This window comes from Sporolactobacillus nakayamae (assembly GCF_900113325.1).
GTDB lineage: Bacteria > Bacillota > Bacilli > Bacillales > Sporolactobacillaceae > Sporolactobacillus > Sporolactobacillus nakayamae.
This window is the reverse complement of record NZ_FOOY01000030.1, coordinates 1-18,595: the sequence shown is the minus strand read 5'-3', so window position 1 is coordinate 18,595 and position 18,595 is coordinate 1. Positions and strand designations below refer to the sequence as shown.

Sequence of the window (18,595 nt, the reverse complement as noted above, 5' to 3'; positions counted from 1 at the left end):
CATGTAAAAGAAGCTAAAAAAAACGAGAGGAAATTTTTTATTCCTCCCGTTTTTTATTAGGTTGGCTTTTTCTCAAATGCCATAGTTCACCTTATTTTTTCGTATCTTTAACCGCATGGCGAATTTCTTTTTGATTTAAGCGTAAAACTTTCGGATTATAAAGTACTAAAGGAACGGCTTCCTCAACAACTTCACTAAATTTTAACCCGTACCAAATGGCCGGGGAAGTCGTGATATTTTGTAGAAAGATACGACCTCCGATCAATAAACGATCCCAGCGATTCATCTTTGGATCTGTCGCTAAATCCATTAACTGCTCCGTGGTGACAACAAATTTGAAATCACCGACACGCCTATTTTTAAGCGTTGTGTATTTAGGATATTGCGTATCAATGACTTTTTCATCAATAAGATCATTAACGATCTGCCGAACATAAATATTAACATGTTGTGAATTCTTAAAGCCCAGATAGAGCTGTACACTAATGATATTACGAGTACCCAGCATATCTACCGTATACTGGTTCTCATACGGGGCATCCGTTTCATTAACCGTTACAAACCAATACACTTTTGCCCGTTTCGGTCGCTTATCAAGAATTGAATACAGGACTTTCCGTTTAATGCTGTAATGTGGACCAATTTTGGTCATATAAACTAAGTTCGTACTATAAAGCGGCTCCGTGCTGTCCTTACTCAGTTGAACTAACTGTTTACGATAATCCAATAACGAAACATATTCACTTGTGCGTTCATAATTTTCACGCTGCTTGTTGCCGAAATACCAAACAACCATAACCGAAAGAATCAATAGTGTAATTAAAAGTGTCAAGTAGCCCCCATGGACAAACTTAACGAGGCTTGCCATCAGAAAGAGAACCTCAATCAAGCCAAAGAATAGAACCATCCCAAAAGCAACTGCTTGATTAAGCCTGCTCTTGATAAACGCAAACAGCAGCAAGGTGGTCATCAACATGGTTATGGTTATTGCTAACCCATAAGCGGCTTCCATATGCTGTGAGGTTTGAAATAACCAGACAATAATGAGTGTAATGATACACAAAAACCAATTAACAGTTGGAATATACATTTGACTCCGCGTGTTACTTGGACGTTTAATCAACATTCGAGGCAGAAACTTTAAGCCAATTGCTTCATTTACTAATGTATAACTGCCTGTAATCAACGCTTGCGAAGCAATGATTGCTGCCAAGGTCGCAAGCACGATGGCAAATAACCTTATTTGATCCGGAAGCATTTCATAAAAAGGATTAACATCAAGAAGATTACGATAAGCCGCACTCTGGTAATGACCGATCACCCACGCGCCTTGCCCCATATAGTTAAGCATCAGCATAAGCGACACAAAAGGCCAGCTGCCATAAATATTTTTCTTTCCAACATGGCCCATGTCCGAGTAAAGCGCCTCCGCTCCTGTCGTTGCCAAGAAGACACTGCCGAGAATAAAAATGCCTGCTTTATTGACCGGACTGAAGAGAAATTGAATCGCATAAACTGGAGATAGTGCTTTTAAAATTTCTAAATGGCTCAGCATATTCATAAAACCGAGAACACCGATAAAAACGAACCATAGAAGCATCATTGGCCCAAAGGACCGCCCGATTACCTCCGTTCCAAAGTGCTGAATCAAAAACAGGCCTAATAAGATCGCCGTCACAATGAGTACGACAACGAATTGATGATCACTAAATTCAAGTGGGCCAATATGCTGCCCTTTTAACCCTTCGATCGCTGATGTTACAGAAACAGCCGGTGTTAACGTTCCATCCGCTAAGAGCGCAGCGCCACCGATGAGTGCAGGAAAGGTCAGCCAACGGGCACGATTGCGAATTAAAGCATATAAAGCGAAAATGCCACCTTCATGATTATTATCTGCGCGCATCGCAATGAGGACATATTTTACTGTTGTAATGATCATAAGTGTCCAGAAAATTAATGAGATTGAGCCAATGATATAGTCGGGTACGGCATGCTGCATTTTCCCAGCATCCGAAATAATCGCATTCATCACGTACAATGGTGACGTACCAATGTCACCGTAGACAATCCCCAAAGTAACCAACATCCCGCCCATCGACAAGCGTTGGTTCATTTTACTATCCATTATTTAATTGATCTCCTCGCAAAAGTATTTTTTTCTGTACCAATCACGGGCACTTCATTAAAAAATGAAACGACAAAAAGACCACAGAGAATCATCCCCGCAGTCGAATTAATTTTCGATCATCAGTTCACACCCTCTCTCTTAACGCTTACGAAGTTAGCTGTCGGATTCGGACCATGAGAGTAGCCCGTCCTTACGTTGAAGGATTCACCCCAAGTGATGCCCAGCATCACAAAGTTGGTTCCCCCGCTCCTGACGGATTCAGCGAATAAAGAATGATTTAATTTTCGAGACTATTATATGCTTGGCAGTTCATGATGTAAAGAAGAACAATGCAGAGGATGTAGTCATTTCTGCCCCCAGTTTATATTATGGGTCTGATCGGAATCCTTTCAAGACTGCCTCTAACTGAAGACTGGTTGGCAATGGACGAATCACTGCGGCTGTTTGCATTGGGTTCGGACTCATTCTCAATCGGGTGATCACCTATGTCACCATAAGGTCGGAAAAAGGTAACTTGTGCCCGATCATTTGCACCGAATAAATCAAACGTTTGATTAAGACCAATCGTGATTAGAAAAACCGGGCAAAAAGCGCTTGGTCCTTAATTAAGTACCGCGGCCGGAGTAAAATAAGCGGAGATTTTCCGGTTATATGCATCATGACGCTTGTTTCACAGGTAAATAAGGGTAATTTTTCTGCTTATGCACGGAAAAAGCCTCTATTTTCACGTTTTTCGATTCGATAAGCGAAATTTTTCCGTTTATTTCTCAGATTGGGCGCTTACCTGATCGCCCAACCGAATCTTATGACCTTATCGTTGTACCGCCAAGGCAAAACGCTATACTTTCTTAACTTGTAAGAAAGACTAAATCCCTATGGATTCAGCCCAGTGTTGGATTAATGATGATTAAACGGGTTTTTCGAAAGTTCATTGTATCTTCCCCCACCTAACGGGGCAAAAAGTCCCCACTGATCGATCGCATTATAGGTTTGGATAATATGGCTTATAGACGGGATGGCTATAGTAAGGAGGTCTAACAGCAATAGTTGGGGTGGTCCAGCTATAATGTAAATAATCGAACGTTAATTCAGTTTCCACATTTTCCAATAAACGTGTGACCTGAGGCATAAATTCGACGCGCATCTTGTTGTCACCTCCTTCGTTTGTGAACAGGCAGCCAGCTTTTCTTCACATCAGAAGATGGCTAATCATAGCCTATGAAATGGAGGAGGCATTCGTTATGAATAATCAAAATGAGCATAACCCTCAGCATCATCACTCATTATCTACGGAAGAACTTGAGCAAATTCGTGCTTATCAAAAATGGTTTGAAGACAATAAAAAGCAAGATCCATATCCGCATTATCCTGTGTATGGAAAAATCACTCGATATGAAGAGGTACCCTTGACTCAACCGGAGCAAAGACAATTAAGACAACCTGGACTTGAAGATTTAATGGTTCCAAGACCCATTATTGAAAACCCCCATTATAAAGGAAGTGGCAAATTAAAAAATAAAGTGGCTCTTATTACTGGTGGTGACAGTGGAATGGGGGCAGCAGCAGCGATTGCTTTTGCAAAAGAAGAGGCAAATGTTGTGATTGCTTATTTAGATGAGCACGAAGACGCCCAACGAACAAAAAGAAGAATTGAAGCGTTTGGTCAAAGCTGTCTACTACTACCGGGAGATCTTCGAAAAAAAGAACAATGTGAGCACATTGTACACGAAACCATTAAAACCTTTGGGAAGCTAGATGTATTGTGTAATCATGTCGGGGTTCAGTTTCAGCAAAATGATCTTACTGATATTACGGACGAACAATTTGATGAAACTTTTAAATTGAATATTTATTCCCATTTTTATACAACAAGAGCTGCACTCCCCTACTTAAAAGGAGAAAGTTCAATTATTGGAACTGCCTCAGTGGTCGCGTACGCAGGTGAACCGTTATTAATTGATTATTCGGCTACAAAGGCAGCCATTGTTGGCTGGACCCGTTCTTTAGCAAAAAGCCTTGCCAAACGTCAGATTCGTGTCAATGCCATCGCACCTGGTCGTGTTTGGACTCCTCTTATTCCGGCGAGCTTTTCTTCTGATGTAAACGCCTTGCACGGAACGAATTTATTTAATCGCATGGCTCAACCATTCGAAGTCGCCCCTACCTTTGTTTATTTAGCATCCGATGATTCTCGGCATGTTACTGGGCAAGTTCTTCATGTAGATGGTGGAGAATCAACAAATTCCTAACTTTTTAAGGTTATCTATTAAAGATGGGGAAAAAGACTAATCCCACTCTTTTTTTATACCAAGGTGAGTCAGTGGCAGGGGCGATCATAACCGCCTGCACAATTTCATCAGAAAGATGAATCATTCCTGCCCGTTCAGGGGCAAGAGCCAAATGACGTTAATTATGTATACCTTGAGTGAATTATTGAACGATGATGAGACAGTTGAGTAATTTTACTGAGGATTCGAGTGAACGGGAAGATGACTAGAGACTATACTGCTTTAGCTTAGTGAATAGTTTCCTGTCCTTATGCACTCACTGTCCCTTTTCAGCACTATAGCATCGTGCTGAAGCGAGGGATCTTTTTTACTTCCGCCAAAAGGTCGTACACTCTTTTTTGTCGGCGATATTAAATGCAATCATTTTCTCAAGCAATTCATAATCAACCGGGCGATCCCACGGAAAGCGTATTAACATCTTGGTATGATCATAACCAGCCTGCACAATGTCAGCAGAAAAACGCTCAATCCCTGCAAGTTCGGGGGAGACGGCCAAATGTTTTTTAGATATGCTGAAACCAATAATAAAGGTTCCGTGATCAGTAAACATTGGCTGATTCCATTTAATCACCCGCGCCAAATGTGGAAATTTATTAGTTACCCATGTCAACACTTCTTCTGTTCGGGCTCGGTGCTGCGGGTTATCCATACGCGATAAATAGTCTGCAAAAACGTCCATGTTGTTCCCTCCTAAAAAATAGATTATACCCTTCAGGAACGTTCCTCAAACCATTGTTATTAAATCAATGATTCTGTATCCGAAAAACGAGAGGGATCGCCCCTCTCATTTTTCCAAATCCATTCACTGAATAAACTTCATCGGATCGACAGCGCCGTTATGCGGTGGCGGATTCCATTGTCCGTCATACAGTTCGAAGTGCAGATGCGAGCCGAACGATTCGCCTGTATTACCCATTCCGCCAATATCCTGTCCCTTAATCACCCGTTCTCCTGTTGCGACATGATAACTGTTTAAGTGCGCGTAAACGGTCGTAAATAATTTCCCATGGATTTTGTGTGAAATCATGACCGTGTTTCCGTAACTGGATGAATGATACGCTCGAAAAACAACACCGTCAGCAGCGGCTTTTACCGGTGTCTCCTCGCTATTGGCGATATCAATCCCGGGATGAAAACCGTTATCAAAGGAACGTTTGCCGAACCCGGAAGAGATATAGCCTTGGGCCGGTTTTATGAAATCTGCTTTACTGTCAGACAGATTTTCAAGCTCGGTTGATTGCCTGTTTAGCGCACGTGTTTGATCCTCAGCAATTTCTTTTTCTTCATCTTTTTCCATTTCTTTTTCTTTTATTTTCGATGCTTCTTCTTTCAATAACGCCAATTGACTGCGTTGATCTTTCTCTTTTTTAAGAAGCTCAGTTTCCAGATTCTTTAATTCCGCCAAACGATTCTTCAACTGACTTTGTTCGTCAATAAGCGCCTGTTGATTTGCTGCCCGGTCCGCCTTGTCTTTCTTTTGATCGTTCAACATGTTTTGATCGTTTTCCGAGATTGTTTTTAAAGCAAATACTCGATCTATGAAATTACCAAAACTCTCTGAACCAAGCAGAACGTCAAGATAGTTCACGGATCCTTCATTGACGTACATCGTTCGAATCCGCTTTTTCAATAACTTATCTCTGCTGTCGATCTGCTTGTCCAATCGATTGATTTCTTCCTTCATCCACTTCGATTTTTCACGGCTTTCGGCGAGTTTATCTTGTTTGGTATCCACCGCCGTTTTAATCTTCTTCACTTGATGATCCGAAGCCTTAAGCTGGTTAATCACCGCATCCTGTTGTCGCTGATTCTCAGAAGGCTGCTGACCTTGTGCTGCATGTGCTTCGGGGATGCCATAGCCCATGAATAAGGAAAGCACCAGTCCCAACGCTGCTGTATGTATGTATTTTCGATTCATGATCCCTTTCCCCTCTAGTATTCTTCTATTTATATCGCTTCAGGCGAATACCCTTAGCATGATTTATAGTCACATCATAACAACATAATGTGACACAACAAGACATGATTCGATAACAATATAATGACAAAACTATAACATCTATCTCGTAAAGAGTATTCAACTATAATAGGATCATAGATATTAATGGAGGTAAACACGTTGGCACGTGAAGAATTAGATAAGCTCACCGAGGGGTACATACACGATCAGGAATCAGTTTATCATACTTGGTTTATTAATAATGAAGACCGTCTCAAGGCCTTCCGCACCATCAAAAAGGGACTTAAAAAGGTCATTAGTGAAATTGAAGCACGCACCTTTGGAAATGATTTCAAGGGATCGAGCTTGGAGACCGTTGTTACGGCGATATCGGAGCAAAAACAAATTTTCGCAGGGGCGGCACATCCGTTTTTCTGGAAACCGAAGCTCCGAATCCCAGATATTTATGAGAACTCTGAAAACCAAATGGCTTTTGGAAGATTTCTTAATGCTTGTCTGCACGCCACCAATGCTAAACAGATTTTTGACGAGATTGTGAAACTCGATCAATTAAAAATTAAAGGTTTGGGCCCGGCGGTTGCCACTATTATTTATTTTCTTCACCCCACCCTGTTTCCGCCTTTCAATACAGCAATTGTTCGCGGGTTCAATACACTATTCCATAAAAAGCTTAAGCTCGGTTCCTGGATGGCTTACCTTGAAATGAGAGAGGATATCCTGGCGACAAATCAACAGTCAAGCTTATCCAAAGATTTAGGTGCTTTTGCCGGTTTACTGTTTGAGATTGGCTCTGGCCGGCTCATTCTGCCCGAAAATAGTGACGAGGTTCTGGCGGCGGAAAATGAAAAACGGTTAAAAGCAGTGAAAAAAAGACATTCTCAAGTCCTTGATGACCAAATTGAGGAAAATGCACACAGTGAAATGCAATACCATTTAGCACGATTGGGACGCGCACTGGGCTATCATGTGTGGATCGCCCAAAACGACCATAAGCGAGAATACAACGGTAAAAAGCTCGGCGAATACTCGCTCTCCGCCCTGCCGCTCACGAATCTAAGCAAAAGCGTCTTTGATACTGTATCACTGATTGACGTGCTCTGGCTGAGTCAAAATGATCAGATTGTCAGCGGATTTGAAGTGGAAAAGAGTACCTCCATTTATTCAGGCATTCTCAGACTCTATGATTTATCGCTGTCTGTTGAGCAAACATGCAGACTTTTTTTGGTCGCTCCCAACAAACGTGAAAAAGAAATCAAAGCGCAATTAATGCGCCCATCATTCATTAAGGAACAATCCTTAAAATCCGCCATGTCCTATCTTTTATTTTCGGACTTGCAATGCGACTGTGACGCCATGTGCAAGTTCGGTACGGACATCAGAATCCTTGACCCGATTGCGCGATCGGTATGACTTTTGCTGATCAATCAGAAGCAGATCTTCTTATTGGCGGTGGATGTATCTTTGAAACTGCACGCCACCATTCATTGTTTGCTTCATTAGACGATTTGAACGAACTCAGATTATGCTAGAATAATAAACAAGGTATAGAACGGTTTAAAGGACGGTGTGTCACACCCTGTTCTCGTAGTGTCTCCTGTAGACGACAGAGAACAGAAGGAGGCGCTTTTTTGTTCCTATGTCTGTGATTGTGGCTGTAACCGGCATAATTGGTCTACTCTTTTTGGGTGGTCAGTTTTTGCTGGCATTGCTCAACTACATCACAAAGGACAAAAAATAATCCGTCCCACAAGCTGGCAGGCTAGAAGGCGGACTATCCTTTGTGATAATTAAGCTGTAAGGTGATGCGCTGCTCTTAAAGCAGCTTCTAGTGCCCAGGCAGTTATCTGTGTTAGAGCACAGGCAACTGCCGTTTTTATTATATACATCAATAAACAAAAGTAGACGCAAAATCCATATGCTTAATCTACTCGATCAAAGCAACTATATATCGTAAGTGAAATATTACTTTAATCCTATTATAAAGTCTACCATTAAAAATGTGAAGCACACGAACATAGTGCGTCTAATACCTAGTAACACTCTAATACTAACATGCAATTTACACAGCATAATTTGATAAGATCTTATTATCGGACAGATAACCATCCTTTGAAAATATCATCGTCTTTTATATTGAAATATGCTTTGGTAAAGCGTATGAATTCTTTTGAATCAACTTCTTTATATTGATAAAAATGGTAATATGCATTTAAAAATTTCTCTGCCTCTTTTTGTCCGCCGCGATGTTTAAACAGTTTAAAAAGCGCTGAACTCGCTTTTCCATAAATATAGGTACTCCTTAGGGTTGGAGGATACTGATCCAACGGCAGATTCACCGGATACTTGTTATATTCTTTAACTATTTTGTCAATGTACGTGTAATCAATGGCTTTCTTTGATCGGTAAATGTTTAACAGTCCTTGTGCAAAAGTAACCATGCCTTCGTCCAGCCATCCGTCATGATACGGATCATTGCTGACGACCCCATAGAACCATTGGTGGGCAATTTCGTGATCAACCTCCCATTTAAGTCCTTTAAGATCTAACGGGCCATTACGCAAATAACCTGCTGTAACTATTCCCGGATACTCCATTCCCATTTCGCCTAGGACGATGTCAAGTTGATGGCGTGGATAGCGCCCCATTTTACGCTCATAATAGGTGAATGCCGAAGCCGCCTCAGTTCTTATTTCCTCACACTCTTCTTTATTGATGCTAAAAATACGAATCATTGTATCGTCTACTTTAACAGTTGTCACGTAGGGTGATTTTAGCAAGGCGATAAAGACTTCTTTTGATTTTTTCACTGAAAAAGAGCCTTTGCTTTTGCTAGGAAAAATGTCTTCCTCGCTCGTTGAGGTCATCGTGTATTCTTTCGGAATATCGTAAACAACTTTGAAGTCACTGAATGTCGTATGATACGTTTCACTATTAATAAATTGGTATGGCGCAGCATTCCAAGTGTGATTTCGATAGGTTGCGATCATCGGATAGAATTCTGCTAAATAAAAATTGCCATTCCTTTGTGTGAATCGTTTTCCTCCTTTAGGAACCGTGAAATCGTATGAAAAGTATACTTTAGCCTTTCTCCCAGGAGATAAATTCTTTTTTAATGGAATGTTCAATGTATCTTTAATTAAGCGGTGTGAATTGGAATAACCATTCACTTTTATAGTATTAATATGGTTGGTTGCTGGTTGGTCGACATCAGGATCATTTTTCTTTGTAAACATATTAGGTATAAAATAAAACACCAGTTTGTCCCATGAATCTGAGGATGTATTTTTGATTTCTACCATTGCGTTCACATGAAAAGTACCATTCTTTTTCATGGAAAGGTGAATCGTATAATCACTTTGATTCCCTGCAGGAACACTTTTCGGTACAAAGACTTGTTGCATCTTCTTCGTGTTGTTCTCTTGTATTTCATTGGCAGGCTGTAAATGGATTGGCTTTCCAATCTCAAAAATTAAGAGCGTCACGATGAACACAGTAAGAATTGCTCCGATCATGATAAGCTTTTTCTTCAAATCCAGTCACCTCTCGTATACGCCTGTTAGAGTTACTATTCAAGATTCAAAGAAAAAAGTCCTTCGGCGATTGTGTCAGATCATGTCGGGTGAAAAAATATAAAGACGACGTTCACCATTAATTTGCGTGCATTTGCCAATCACGCTATCATGAGGGCAGAACAGCAATCGGGACAAGTCTCTCAATGTTTCGCAATAGGCAATGAAAGGATTTATTAGAAATGACGGATTTTCAAAAGCTGAAAGAACAGCTGATCACATATAGCAAGAAAATGGGCGTGGACAAGATCGGCTTCACGACGGCCGATCCGTTCACCGAACTCAAGGCTCGGCTCTACCAGCAGCGGGAACTCGGTTATCAGTCCGGATTTGAGGAGAAGGATATCGAAAAGAGGACTGAGCCGTCTCTGCTCATGGACGGCGCGCAGTCGATTGTCTCGATCGCCATGGCGTACCCGAAAAAAATGGCCGAGCGCCCGGCAAACACGAAGGGCCAGCGTCGCGGCGCTTTTGCCCGAGTCTCATGGGGACAGGACTACCATATGATTCTTCGCAAAGCACTGGAAAAGCTTGGTGACTTTCTGGTTGACACCACCCCCGGTGCTCGATACAAAAGTATGGTCGACACTGGAGAACTGTCAGACCGTGCAGTGGCTGAACGTGCCGGCATCGGCTGGGCAGGAAAAAGCACCAACCTGATTACGGAGGAATTCGGATCGTATGTTTATCTCGGCGAAATGCTGACCAATATTCCCTTTCCTCCAGACAAACCAGCCACTGACCTGTGTGGCGACTGCACAATTTGTATCGACCATTGTCCGACCGGTGCACTGGTTCAAGGTGGACAACTCAACAGTCAGAAATGCATCGCCTATCTTACGCAGACCAAACAGGAACTGCCGGAACCCTACAAAAAAGCAATCGGCAACCGTATTTACGGCTGCGATACCTGTCAGCAAGTCTGTCCATACAATCGCGATGTGGATAGTCATTTTCATGAGGAGATGGAAGCGGATCCTGAACTTGCCCGTCCGCTGCTCATACCGCTGCTCTCACTGTCTAATCGCGATTTCAAAGAGACATTCGGCGAACTGTCAGGCTCTTGGCGGGGAAAAAAGCCCATTCAGCGCAATGCGATTGTCGCGCTCGGCAATTATAAAGATGTGAGTGCCGCGCCGGAACTGCTTCGTCTGCTCGATGAAGACCCGCGTCCCGTAATCCGCCGCACGGTCACTTGGGCGCTTCAGAAAATGTGGGATCGATTTGACCCCAACATGCGCGTGCAAGTCGTTCAATCTTTAGAAAATCTGCTTGTAAAAGAAGATGATGAAAAAGTCTTCCAGTGGATCAAAGAAAAACTGGATGCTGAAAAAGGTAACTGCTGTTAATAATCATCACAGAAATCAAACACAGGGAGTAATCATCAATGCCGGATAAGCGAAAGCAATATATCTATGTGTTACGTTTAATTCCTGCTCTATTGGATGAAGCAAATTGGACAAAAAGCGAAAATGATGTGGTTGAACAGCACTTTTCGAGATTACAAGAGCTGCTAAAAAAGGGCATGCTCATCCTCGCCGGAAAAACAGAAGGTTTGGATGCAAAGACGTTCGGCATTGTTATTTTAGAGACTTCTTCGTTCGAAGAAGCACAAACACTCATGCAAACCGATCCAGCTGTTGCAGCCGGAATCATGACCGCCGAACTTTATCCTTACCGCGTCGCTCTGATGCGGTCCCATGCATCCGATTAAGAAAGAAATCCAATACTCCGAAAAGCTGGTGAAGTCATCCTGTCCGACCAACTTTTTTTCCATATTCATTATTGTAACAGTAGATCGTTTGCTAATAAGGAGCGTCCACCGCGCAAAATAGACCGTACATTGTCCCACCATGAACTCATTCTTTTTACCGGCGGTTCCGGAACGATCGCCATTGATAAGCGACACTATTCAATAAAAAAAGGCATGCTTTGCTACATCAGCCCCGGGCTCCATCATACATTTGAACCCGAAGCGGGACCCGGCGGTTTTTTATCGGTTCATTTCAGCTGCGCGGAGGTGGAATGGAGTCAAAACCAGTGGACAATCCATGAAGGCATGAAACAGCTGATGAAGAAAACGGGAAAACAATTAATGGATTCCTACGAGGTAGAAGCGTCGTTTCGACGTTTGACTACATGCTGGAACGAAAAAAAACCCGGATACCCCTTTGCCGCACGGACCCTGCTGCAACAACTGTTCCTAGCCATTGCAGACAATGTCAGGAAACAAAATCAGAATTTCGCAAGTTCGCTGAAGGTGGAGCGAATTGTCGACTATATGCAAAGAAATCTGTCTAAGCACATTACTTTAGAAGAGTTAGCAGAGCTCGTCCAATTGTCCTCAACATACCTGACTAGGATTTTCAAAGAAAGCACCGGTTACTCGGTTATTGCCTATTTTAACCAGATGAAAATCGACAAAGCTAAGGAACTGCTTCTTGACGGCGATCACAAGGTCAAGGACGTTGCGCATCTGCTTGGTTTTGCTGATGAATTTTATTTTAGTCGGCTATTTAAACGATCAGAAGGGATAAGTCCAATCGACTATTACAGCAAAAATGTCCATGGATAACAGGATCAACCATGGATCAGCAGCCAATCTACGTTTAAACTATTGGGTGTAATTATTCATCCTATATTTGAATCTCGGAGACTCGGATCATGCCGATTTGGAAAAGAAATTTAGTGGTATGCTGGTTTGGCATGTTTGCGACAGGGATTGGCATGAGTCAAATTGCACCGGTGCTGCCGCTGTACATCAGACATCTTGGGATTCATCAAGAGGCAGCAATTGCTCAACTATCCGGCATTGCTTTTGGCAGTACTTTTATTTTATCGGCCATTTTTTCACCAATTTGGGGATCGGTGGCCGATAAATTTGGGCGAAAGCCTATGGGCAATTGTGATCGGCTGTATGGGGTTTGCCCCCAATGTTGCCGTACTGATTGGGCTTCGTCTTCTGCAAGGCGTGATCACCGGTTACAGCACAGCCTGTACGACGCTGATCGCTACGCAAACGGATCAGGAACATGCCGGATGGGCGCTGGGCACTTTGTCGACCGCCAACATAGCCGGTTCGCTTCTCGGTCCGCTCATCGGCGGATTTCTTAGTGAGCATTTTGGATTGCAAAATGTGTTTTTCATGACTGGTGCACTGATGATGGTTTCCTTTTTTACCACGCTTTTCTTCGTCAAGGAATCGTTCCAGCGAACCGATAAAAAAGTTCGTCATGCCAAAGACATTTGGAATCAAATTCCGGAAAAAGGGTTGACCGTTACTCTGTTTGTTACCGCATTTATCTTAACCATCGCTTTATATTCCGTTGAACCAATTGTGACGGTGTTCATGGGACATCTGACAAACAGCAGCCATCTCGCACTGCTGTCTGGGCTTGCTTTTTCAGCGTCGGGGCTCGCAAATATTATCGCCGCGCCGCGCTTAGGAAAGCTGTCCGATCAGATTGGCGCACATAAGGTCATGGTGATTGCGCTTTTTACGGCAGGCCTGCTTTTTATCCCGCAAGCTTTTGTCACCGCGCCATGGCAATTGATCGTACTTCGATTTCTGTTCGGGCTTACTGCCGGCGGGTTAATGCCTTCCGTGAATATTATGATTCGAAAAATTACCCCGGCTGCACTGACAGGCCGCGTATTTGGTTTTAGTATGTCCGCGATGTATTTAGGTGTTTTCGGTGGATCTATTTTTGGCGGCCAGATTGCCGCATGGTTAAGTATTCGTGCAGTATTTTTTGTCACTGCCGCACTGCTGCTCGTGAATGGCTTGTGGGTTTATTGGCGCGTCTACCGGCAAATCGCCACGCGGCCTAGTCGAGCACAGCATATAGGATGAGGAGCGATGAAAATGAATAAAGATAAAACAGCTTTAGTCGTTATTGACCTGCAGAATGGGATTGTGAACAGCCAACGTGCCCCATACACAGGTGCACAAGTTGTGGAAAAGACAACAAAACTGGTGAACGCATTTTCGAAAAACGGGTTTAGGTATTGCATTAATTAATGATTCAGCAAAACACATACGAGATGATGTTGTCTATAAACCGCTCTTCGGAACAAATCAACACGCCTATCAAATGTCTTTTGCCTGGAAAAAAGAAAATCACGCGCCAATTGTCGAAGGGTTTCTGCACGTGATGCAACAGCTTTATCCAAGAATTAAGGATTGATTACCTTACCGTCACAATGGCTTACGCATTCAATCGGCGAACAGATTTTCCACCCGGTTTTTTATTGGTTAGGTAGACGCCAAGAACAACCACGAGACCACCGATGATCTGAAAAAGATTGATTCCATTCCCTAAGAGAATACTGAGGATCGCGGTAAACACCGTAATCAAATTCAGAAAGATGCCGGCGTAACTTGATCCCACTATAGGTACGCCGATATTCCAGAATAATAGTGAACCCACAGATGGGAAGAGTGCTAGATAGAGAATACCGGTGGCCGTTGCAGGAGTAAATGACCAGTTGAAATTTGAATACATGAAAAACGGCAGCATCACCAACACGCTGAGGGCTACAGTAACAGCAGTTGCTCCGATAGGTGGTAAGCCTTTAATTCGATTGCTGAGCAGCGTATAAAAGGTCCATGAAATGATCACCACGAGCATGAAGAGATCCCCTGCATTGTAATCAATCGCAAACACATGCAGAAGATTGCCATGGGTAAGCACTAGAAGCACACCAACCAGCGATACAATCAAACCTAGAACATTGACTTTACTTAATTTTTCCTTTAATAACCATACTGCAAAGATGGCAATCATGGCCGGATTGACTGAATTAATTAAAGCTGCGTCCAGTGAGGTCGTAAAATAAAGAGCTTCATAGAGTAAAAGATTATAGCCAATGATACCGAGTATGGAAAGAACGAGTAATAGCTTCCACTCCTTAAAAATAGCTTTCCAATCCGGTCTCTCAATGAGCTGCGCAAGCGGAAAAAGAATAACCGCCGCGATCAGCCAACGTAAAAAATTGATTTGAATCGGTTCCATTTCACCAATCACAAATTTACCGCAGATATAATTACCCGCCCAGAAAAGATTCGCAAAAATAAGCAAAACAACAGCGGTTGATTTCCGCAAGATACGCACCTCCTAGATCTATTGATCATCATAAACACAAGGCGATATTTTATCAAAAACTCTGTCTACTCAATGCTTGCCCTTTGTACTTATATGCTTCAATTTTGCATAGACAACGCTTTGTAGTTTCCATGTGGATTTATTGCTAGCAGTAAGCGTTTTTTGTCGGCATGCTAATCATGTCGGACTGGGCAATAAATAGGACTAAACTGAAAGAAAAGACTGCCTGTAGAATCTCAACCATTGTTTTTAAACCTTATCGTTAAAAGATAGGCCAAAATAATAGAAACTACGATTAGGAAAATGCTAATTAGAAAAGATCCTGGAGTTGAATAAAATGCGTTTGAAATATACCTAGCCAAATAGAGCATAAAAAGGAAATTAATTATGTATTGGATCCACCATACTATTTTTTCGATCATATAGAGACATCTCCCTTCCCCATTGCTTCTGTGTATTTCCATCTCAGAGCACTTGATAAAAACAGGACCATTGATTTAGCATGATTCTGCTATATCACTGTACTCATCCCCTGCATGGTTACTGATACACATGCAAAATAACTTTAGATACAAACTCTGCAAGTCCCGGTGACTTTTGGTCCAACGCTTCTTTGTGAACCAAATACGCCCGTCCGATTTTGCGAAAGGATTGATCATCACAGGGAATCCATATTATATTTATCAGTTCTCTATAAGCATTAACCGCTGCTTCTGCCGCCAGACTCTCTGGCCCATCAATCATGGCTTCACGAAATTTTTGTATGACCTCTGCACTAAGAGAAACGAGTTCACCAAAATCCGTGTTCATTACATTTGAAGCATTTTTCACAATGGAGATGCTGCCCGGAAATATGCCGCTTTTCACCAATGGAAGAAAAAAACCGCTTTCCATTAACGCTCGGATTTCCTTTGCGTAGGTTTTCATTGTTGCTTTAATTCTATTTTGATCAAAATCCCTGAGCATCGAAAGATCAAATTCATCATTTAATATACGGTCAATGGACACGATCATCTTTTCTAATTGAGCTTTTTTTTCCAAAAGAATATGTTTATGCTGCCGCATGATTTCTTTTTCCATTTCTCTTGGACTTTCAAGCAACAATCGAATATCGTCAAGGGAAATGCCAAGCTCTTTATAAAAGAGGATGCTCCATAAGCGGCGCAAGCTTTCGTCATCATATTGGCGGTAACCCGATTTTTTCACCGCGCTGGGCGGTAACAATCCAATTTCATCATAATATTGTAAGGTTCGGCGACTTACGCCGGAAAGTTTACTCACTTCTTTGACGCTTTTCATTACATTTTCCTCCTTGCCAAAGTTTTTCAAAAGGCCCTTGACTCGAACGCAACGTTACAGTTTATATTCTCATTATACGTGAACGCGGCATTTTTTAAAGCAATAAATCGAGCAGCAAAAATGGCGCATATAATGAGGAGGCATTATTTACGATGAAGAAGAATGAAAAAGCGTTAAAACTTGAGCCAATTCCAAAGAATATCATGAACATTGCTTGGATTTTAGTACTTGGAGCGATTATGCCGCTCCTTGATTCAACAACGGTCAACATTGCCATCAAGCACTTGAGTCATGATTTCAGTGTCGAACTTGATTTGATTCAATGGGTCATTACAGGTTATGTGTTAGCTATGGCCATTTCAGTGCCGCTTGCCGGTTGGGCTGTTCAACGGTTCAACGGTAAATGGTTAATGATTGGTGCCAATCTATTATTCTTAGCTGCTTCGATTGCTTCGGGATTCAGCTGGAGTATCCATTCATTGATTATTTTCCGAGTTATTCAAGGTGTCGGCGCCGGCTTTATTATGACATTGGTAACTGCTTTAGCTGTTGAAATTGCTGGAAAAAATCAAATGGGACGTATGATGTCGACCGTTGGTATCCCAATGATCTTGGGTCCAATCCTTGGCCCAGTTATTGGAGCCATAATTGTCCAATTCTTATCATGGCGTTACATTTTCTTCGTCAATGTTCCAATTGGTATCCTTGCTATCCTGTTGATGATTTTGAAGCTGCCTCACTTCACACCCGCGAACCGAAAAGCTAAATTCGACTTTATTGGTATTATTTTATTGGGCACCGCTGCTGCAGCCTTGATTTATGGGATTACTAAAGCAGCAAAAAGTTCTTCATTTAACAACAGCACGACAATTGCTTATATTGCTGCCGGAGCCGCAATTTTAGTCGGCTACATGAGTTATGCTGCTGTCAAAAAGGAGCAAGCAATTCTCCAATTACACTTGTTCAAATCAAAAAATTTCAGTGCTGTCATGATTGGCTTATTTCTTGCAGGGATTGCTACCAACGGTCCCATGTTGTTATTACCTTTGTTTTTTCAAAACATTAAAGGCTTCTCAGTATTGAGCACCGGATTGATCTTGATTCCGCAAGGTGTCGGTATGTTAGTTGCCCGCCCATTAATTGGCAAGCTAACTGATAAATTGGGCGCACGTCATGTTGTCTTGGTAAGTTTAGCATTAGCCATCGTTGGTACGATTCCATTTGTATTCATCAATGAAACATCTTCACTCATTGTTGTGAGTATCGTCTTGTTTGTTCGTGGTATGGGTATCGGTGGTGTCACCCTGCCAATGATGACGGATGCATATACGGGTATGATTAAACAAGAAATTGCACAAGCCAGTGTCGGAACTCGGCTCATGCAAAATATTGGCGGCGCGTTTGGCTCAGCAGTCATTGCAACGGTTGTCAGCCTGCCAATCCAAGGTAAAGCACCAACGACCCCACTCATGACTACTGCTTACCACAATGGTTTCATGTTAGCCTTGATCCTTAGTTTGGTGTTGCTTATTCCCACTTTGTTCTTAACAAACAAGAAATCTCAGAAGTAAACATGTAAAGGATATCGTTTACTTGAAAGGGATATTATATGGCATCACCATGATGAATTATTAGTTGAAAAAATTAGTAAATACAAATAAAGTGGTTTACTCATGCAATAATTTCTTTGTTCGCCCATAGATTGCAGGCAAAAATAGTTCTTTACTGCTTATAATTGAAGAAAATACATTGCATAGTTGACGGAAGATGCGCAGTAAACCTATAAGAGAAGGAGTTGACCCGAATATTGAAGTTCAACGAGGGAAAAGTTGAACCGAACACGATCAAAGTCGAACCCAAGAGAGGAGAAGTTGAACCCAATCCCCGAAGTTGAACCGAACCATAGTTGAGCCAGTATAATTGTGTAAAAGGGATAGTTGATATGGAGCAGTTGTCGGATTGAGAAAGGTGTTTTCTTGGAGGGGGCCGGCCCCCTCCAAGAAAACACTCGGACACTCGTCTCCCTCTGAATCTTCCATTTTCATCATAGAAAATGAGCCATAGCCCATTATCTCAGTTAGAATAGAGTTGACCAAAACCATATTCAAGGAGAGATAAAAGGTTGGCTCAATTACAGATTACTCTAGATGAAAAGATTCTGCATCAATTATTTTTTGGCAATACTCACGAATCGGGTGTCAAGGCTCTTTTGGAATCGATACTCAATCAGGTCCTTCAGGCCCAGG

14 protein-coding genes, 1 pseudogene and 1 riboswitch are annotated in these 18,595 nt (G+C 42.2%); of the genes and pseudogenes, 9 read left to right on the top strand and 6 right to left on the bottom strand.

What is annotated here, in order from left to right:
• Positions 1-91: 91 nt before the first annotated feature.
• Positions 92-2,125, bottom strand: coding sequence for a KUP/HAK/KT family potassium transporter (locus tag BM003_RS15730; protein ID WP_093674605.1), 2,034 nt, complete (start codon positions 2,123-2,125; stop codon positions 92-94).
• Positions 2,126-2,254: 129 nt separating this feature from the next.
• A riboswitch (cyclic di-AMP (ydaO/yuaA leader) is annotated at positions 2,255-2,402 on the bottom strand.
• A gap of 967 nt (positions 2,403-3,369) precedes the next feature.
• Here BM003_RS15730 and BM003_RS15725 point away from each other — a divergent pair.
• Entirely contained in the window at positions 3,370-4,377 is a 1,008-nt protein-coding gene (locus BM003_RS15725) for an SDR family oxidoreductase (RefSeq protein WP_093674604.1), read from the top strand.
• 346 nt (positions 4,378-4,723) lie between these two features.
• Here the strand turns inward: BM003_RS15725 and BM003_RS15720 are convergent, their stop codons facing one another.
• Together BM003_RS15720 and BM003_RS15715 are read right to left on the bottom strand one after the other, a co-directional pair.
• Positions 4,724-5,095, bottom strand: coding sequence for an iron chaperone (locus tag BM003_RS15720; protein WP_093674603.1), 372 nt, complete (start codon positions 5,093-5,095; stop codon positions 4,724-4,726).
• A gap of 123 nt (positions 5,096-5,218) precedes the next feature.
• On the bottom strand, positions 5,219-6,334 hold the full coding sequence (locus BM003_RS15715) for a murein hydrolase activator EnvC family protein (protein ID WP_093674602.1): 1,116 nt from the start codon (positions 6,332-6,334) through the stop codon (positions 5,219-5,221).
• A gap of 201 nt (positions 6,335-6,535) precedes the next feature.
• On the opposite strand from BM003_RS15715, the gene BM003_RS15710 reads away from it, so the two are divergent.
• Complete coding sequence (locus tag BM003_RS15710; RefSeq protein ID WP_245734322.1) at positions 6,536-7,786, top strand: hypothetical protein; 1,251 nt, start codon at positions 6,536-6,538, stop codon at positions 7,784-7,786.
• Positions 7,787-8,463: 677 nt separating this feature from the next.
• Here BM003_RS15710 and BM003_RS15705 read toward each other — a convergent pair.
• Positions 8,464-9,906 carry a M1 family metallopeptidase gene (locus BM003_RS15705; protein WP_093674600.1) on the bottom strand — a complete coding sequence of 481 codons (1,443 nt, stop codon included), beginning with the start codon at positions 9,904-9,906 and terminating at the stop codon, positions 8,464-8,466.
• A gap of 221 nt (positions 9,907-10,127) precedes the next feature.
• On the opposite strand from BM003_RS15705, the gene queG reads away from it, so the two are divergent.
• The 5 genes from queG (at position 10,128) to BM003_RS15680 (ending at position 13,966) form a co-directional block, all read left to right on the top strand.
• Complete coding sequence (queG, locus tag BM003_RS15700) at positions 10,128-11,294, top strand: tRNA epoxyqueuosine(34) reductase QueG (protein ID WP_093674599.1); 1,167 nt, start codon at positions 10,128-10,130, stop codon at positions 11,292-11,294.
• Between the two features lie 38 nt (positions 11,295-11,332).
• Positions 11,333-11,659 carry a YciI family protein gene (locus BM003_RS15695; RefSeq protein WP_093674598.1) on the top strand — a complete coding sequence of 109 codons (327 nt, stop codon included), beginning with the start codon at positions 11,333-11,335 and terminating at the stop codon, positions 11,657-11,659.
• Positions 11,660-11,788: 129 nt separating this feature from the next.
• A complete protein-coding gene (locus tag BM003_RS15690) occupies positions 11,789-12,520 on the top strand; it encodes an AraC family transcriptional regulator (protein WP_245734321.1) in 732 nt (243 codons plus the stop codon).
• 219 nt (positions 12,521-12,739) lie between these two features.
• Positions 12,740-13,798, top strand: a complete 1,059-nt coding sequence (locus BM003_RS15685; protein WP_245734319.1) for an MFS transporter — start codon at positions 12,740-12,742, stop codon at positions 13,796-13,798.
• 12 nt (positions 13,799-13,810) lie between these two features.
• On the top strand, positions 13,811-13,966 hold the full coding sequence (locus BM003_RS15680; RefSeq protein WP_245734317.1) for an isochorismatase family protein: 156 nt from the start codon (positions 13,811-13,813) through the stop codon (positions 13,964-13,966).
• Positions 13,967-14,153: 187 nt separating this feature from the next.
• On the opposite strand, the gene BM003_RS15675 is transcribed toward BM003_RS15680, so the two are convergent.
• Positions 14,154-15,050 carry a DMT family transporter gene (locus BM003_RS15675; protein WP_093674596.1) on the bottom strand — a complete coding sequence of 299 codons (897 nt, stop codon included), beginning with the start codon at positions 15,048-15,050 and terminating at the stop codon, positions 14,154-14,156.
• 540 nt (positions 15,051-15,590) lie between these two features.
• Positions 15,591-16,349 (bottom strand): MerR family transcriptional regulator, encoded by a 759-nt coding sequence (locus tag BM003_RS15665; RefSeq protein ID WP_093674594.1) that lies wholly within the window; start codon positions 16,347-16,349, stop codon positions 15,591-15,593.
• Between the two features lie 152 nt (positions 16,350-16,501).
• On the opposite strand from BM003_RS15665, the gene BM003_RS15660 reads away from it, so the two are divergent.
• Both BM003_RS15660 and BM003_RS18000 read left to right on the top strand, forming a co-directional pair.
• A complete protein-coding gene (locus BM003_RS15660; RefSeq protein WP_093674593.1) occupies positions 16,502-17,920 on the top strand; it encodes an MDR family MFS transporter in 1,419 nt (472 codons plus the stop codon).
• A 551-nt stretch (positions 17,921-18,471) separates the two neighbouring features.
• A pseudogene (locus tag BM003_RS18000) lies at positions 18,472-18,595 on the top strand (IS256 family transposase); the annotation flags it as partial.

Bases quoted from the DNA above. Each gene is read 5' to 3' on its own strand.
- BM003_RS15725 (WP_093674604.1), top strand. From the start codon at position 3,370: ATGAATAATCAAAATGAGCATAACCCTCAGCATCATCACTCATTATCT.
- BM003_RS15730 (WP_093674605.1), bottom strand. From the start codon at position 2,125: ATGGATAGTAAAATGAACCAACGCTTGTCGATGGGCGGGATGTTGGTT.
- BM003_RS15665 (WP_093674594.1), bottom strand. From the start codon at position 16,349: ATGAAAAGCGTCAAAGAAGTGAGTAAACTTTCCGGCGTAAGTCGCCGA.
- BM003_RS15715 (WP_093674602.1), bottom strand. From the start codon at position 6,334: ATGAATCGAAAATACATACATACAGCAGCGTTGGGACTGGTGCTTTCC.
- BM003_RS15680 (WP_245734317.1), top strand. From the start codon at position 13,811: ATGAATAAAGATAAAACAGCTTTAGTCGTTATTGACCTGCAGAATGGG.
- queG (WP_093674599.1), top strand. From the start codon at position 10,128: ATGACGGATTTTCAAAAGCTGAAAGAACAGCTGATCACATATAGCAAG.
- BM003_RS15695 (WP_093674598.1), top strand. From the start codon at position 11,333: ATGCCGGATAAGCGAAAGCAATATATCTATGTGTTACGTTTAATTCCT.
- BM003_RS15720 (WP_093674603.1), bottom strand. From the start codon at position 5,095: ATGGACGTTTTTGCAGACTATTTATCGCGTATGGATAACCCGCAGCAC.
- BM003_RS15660 (WP_093674593.1), top strand. From the start codon at position 16,502: ATGAAGAAGAATGAAAAAGCGTTAAAACTTGAGCCAATTCCAAAGAAT.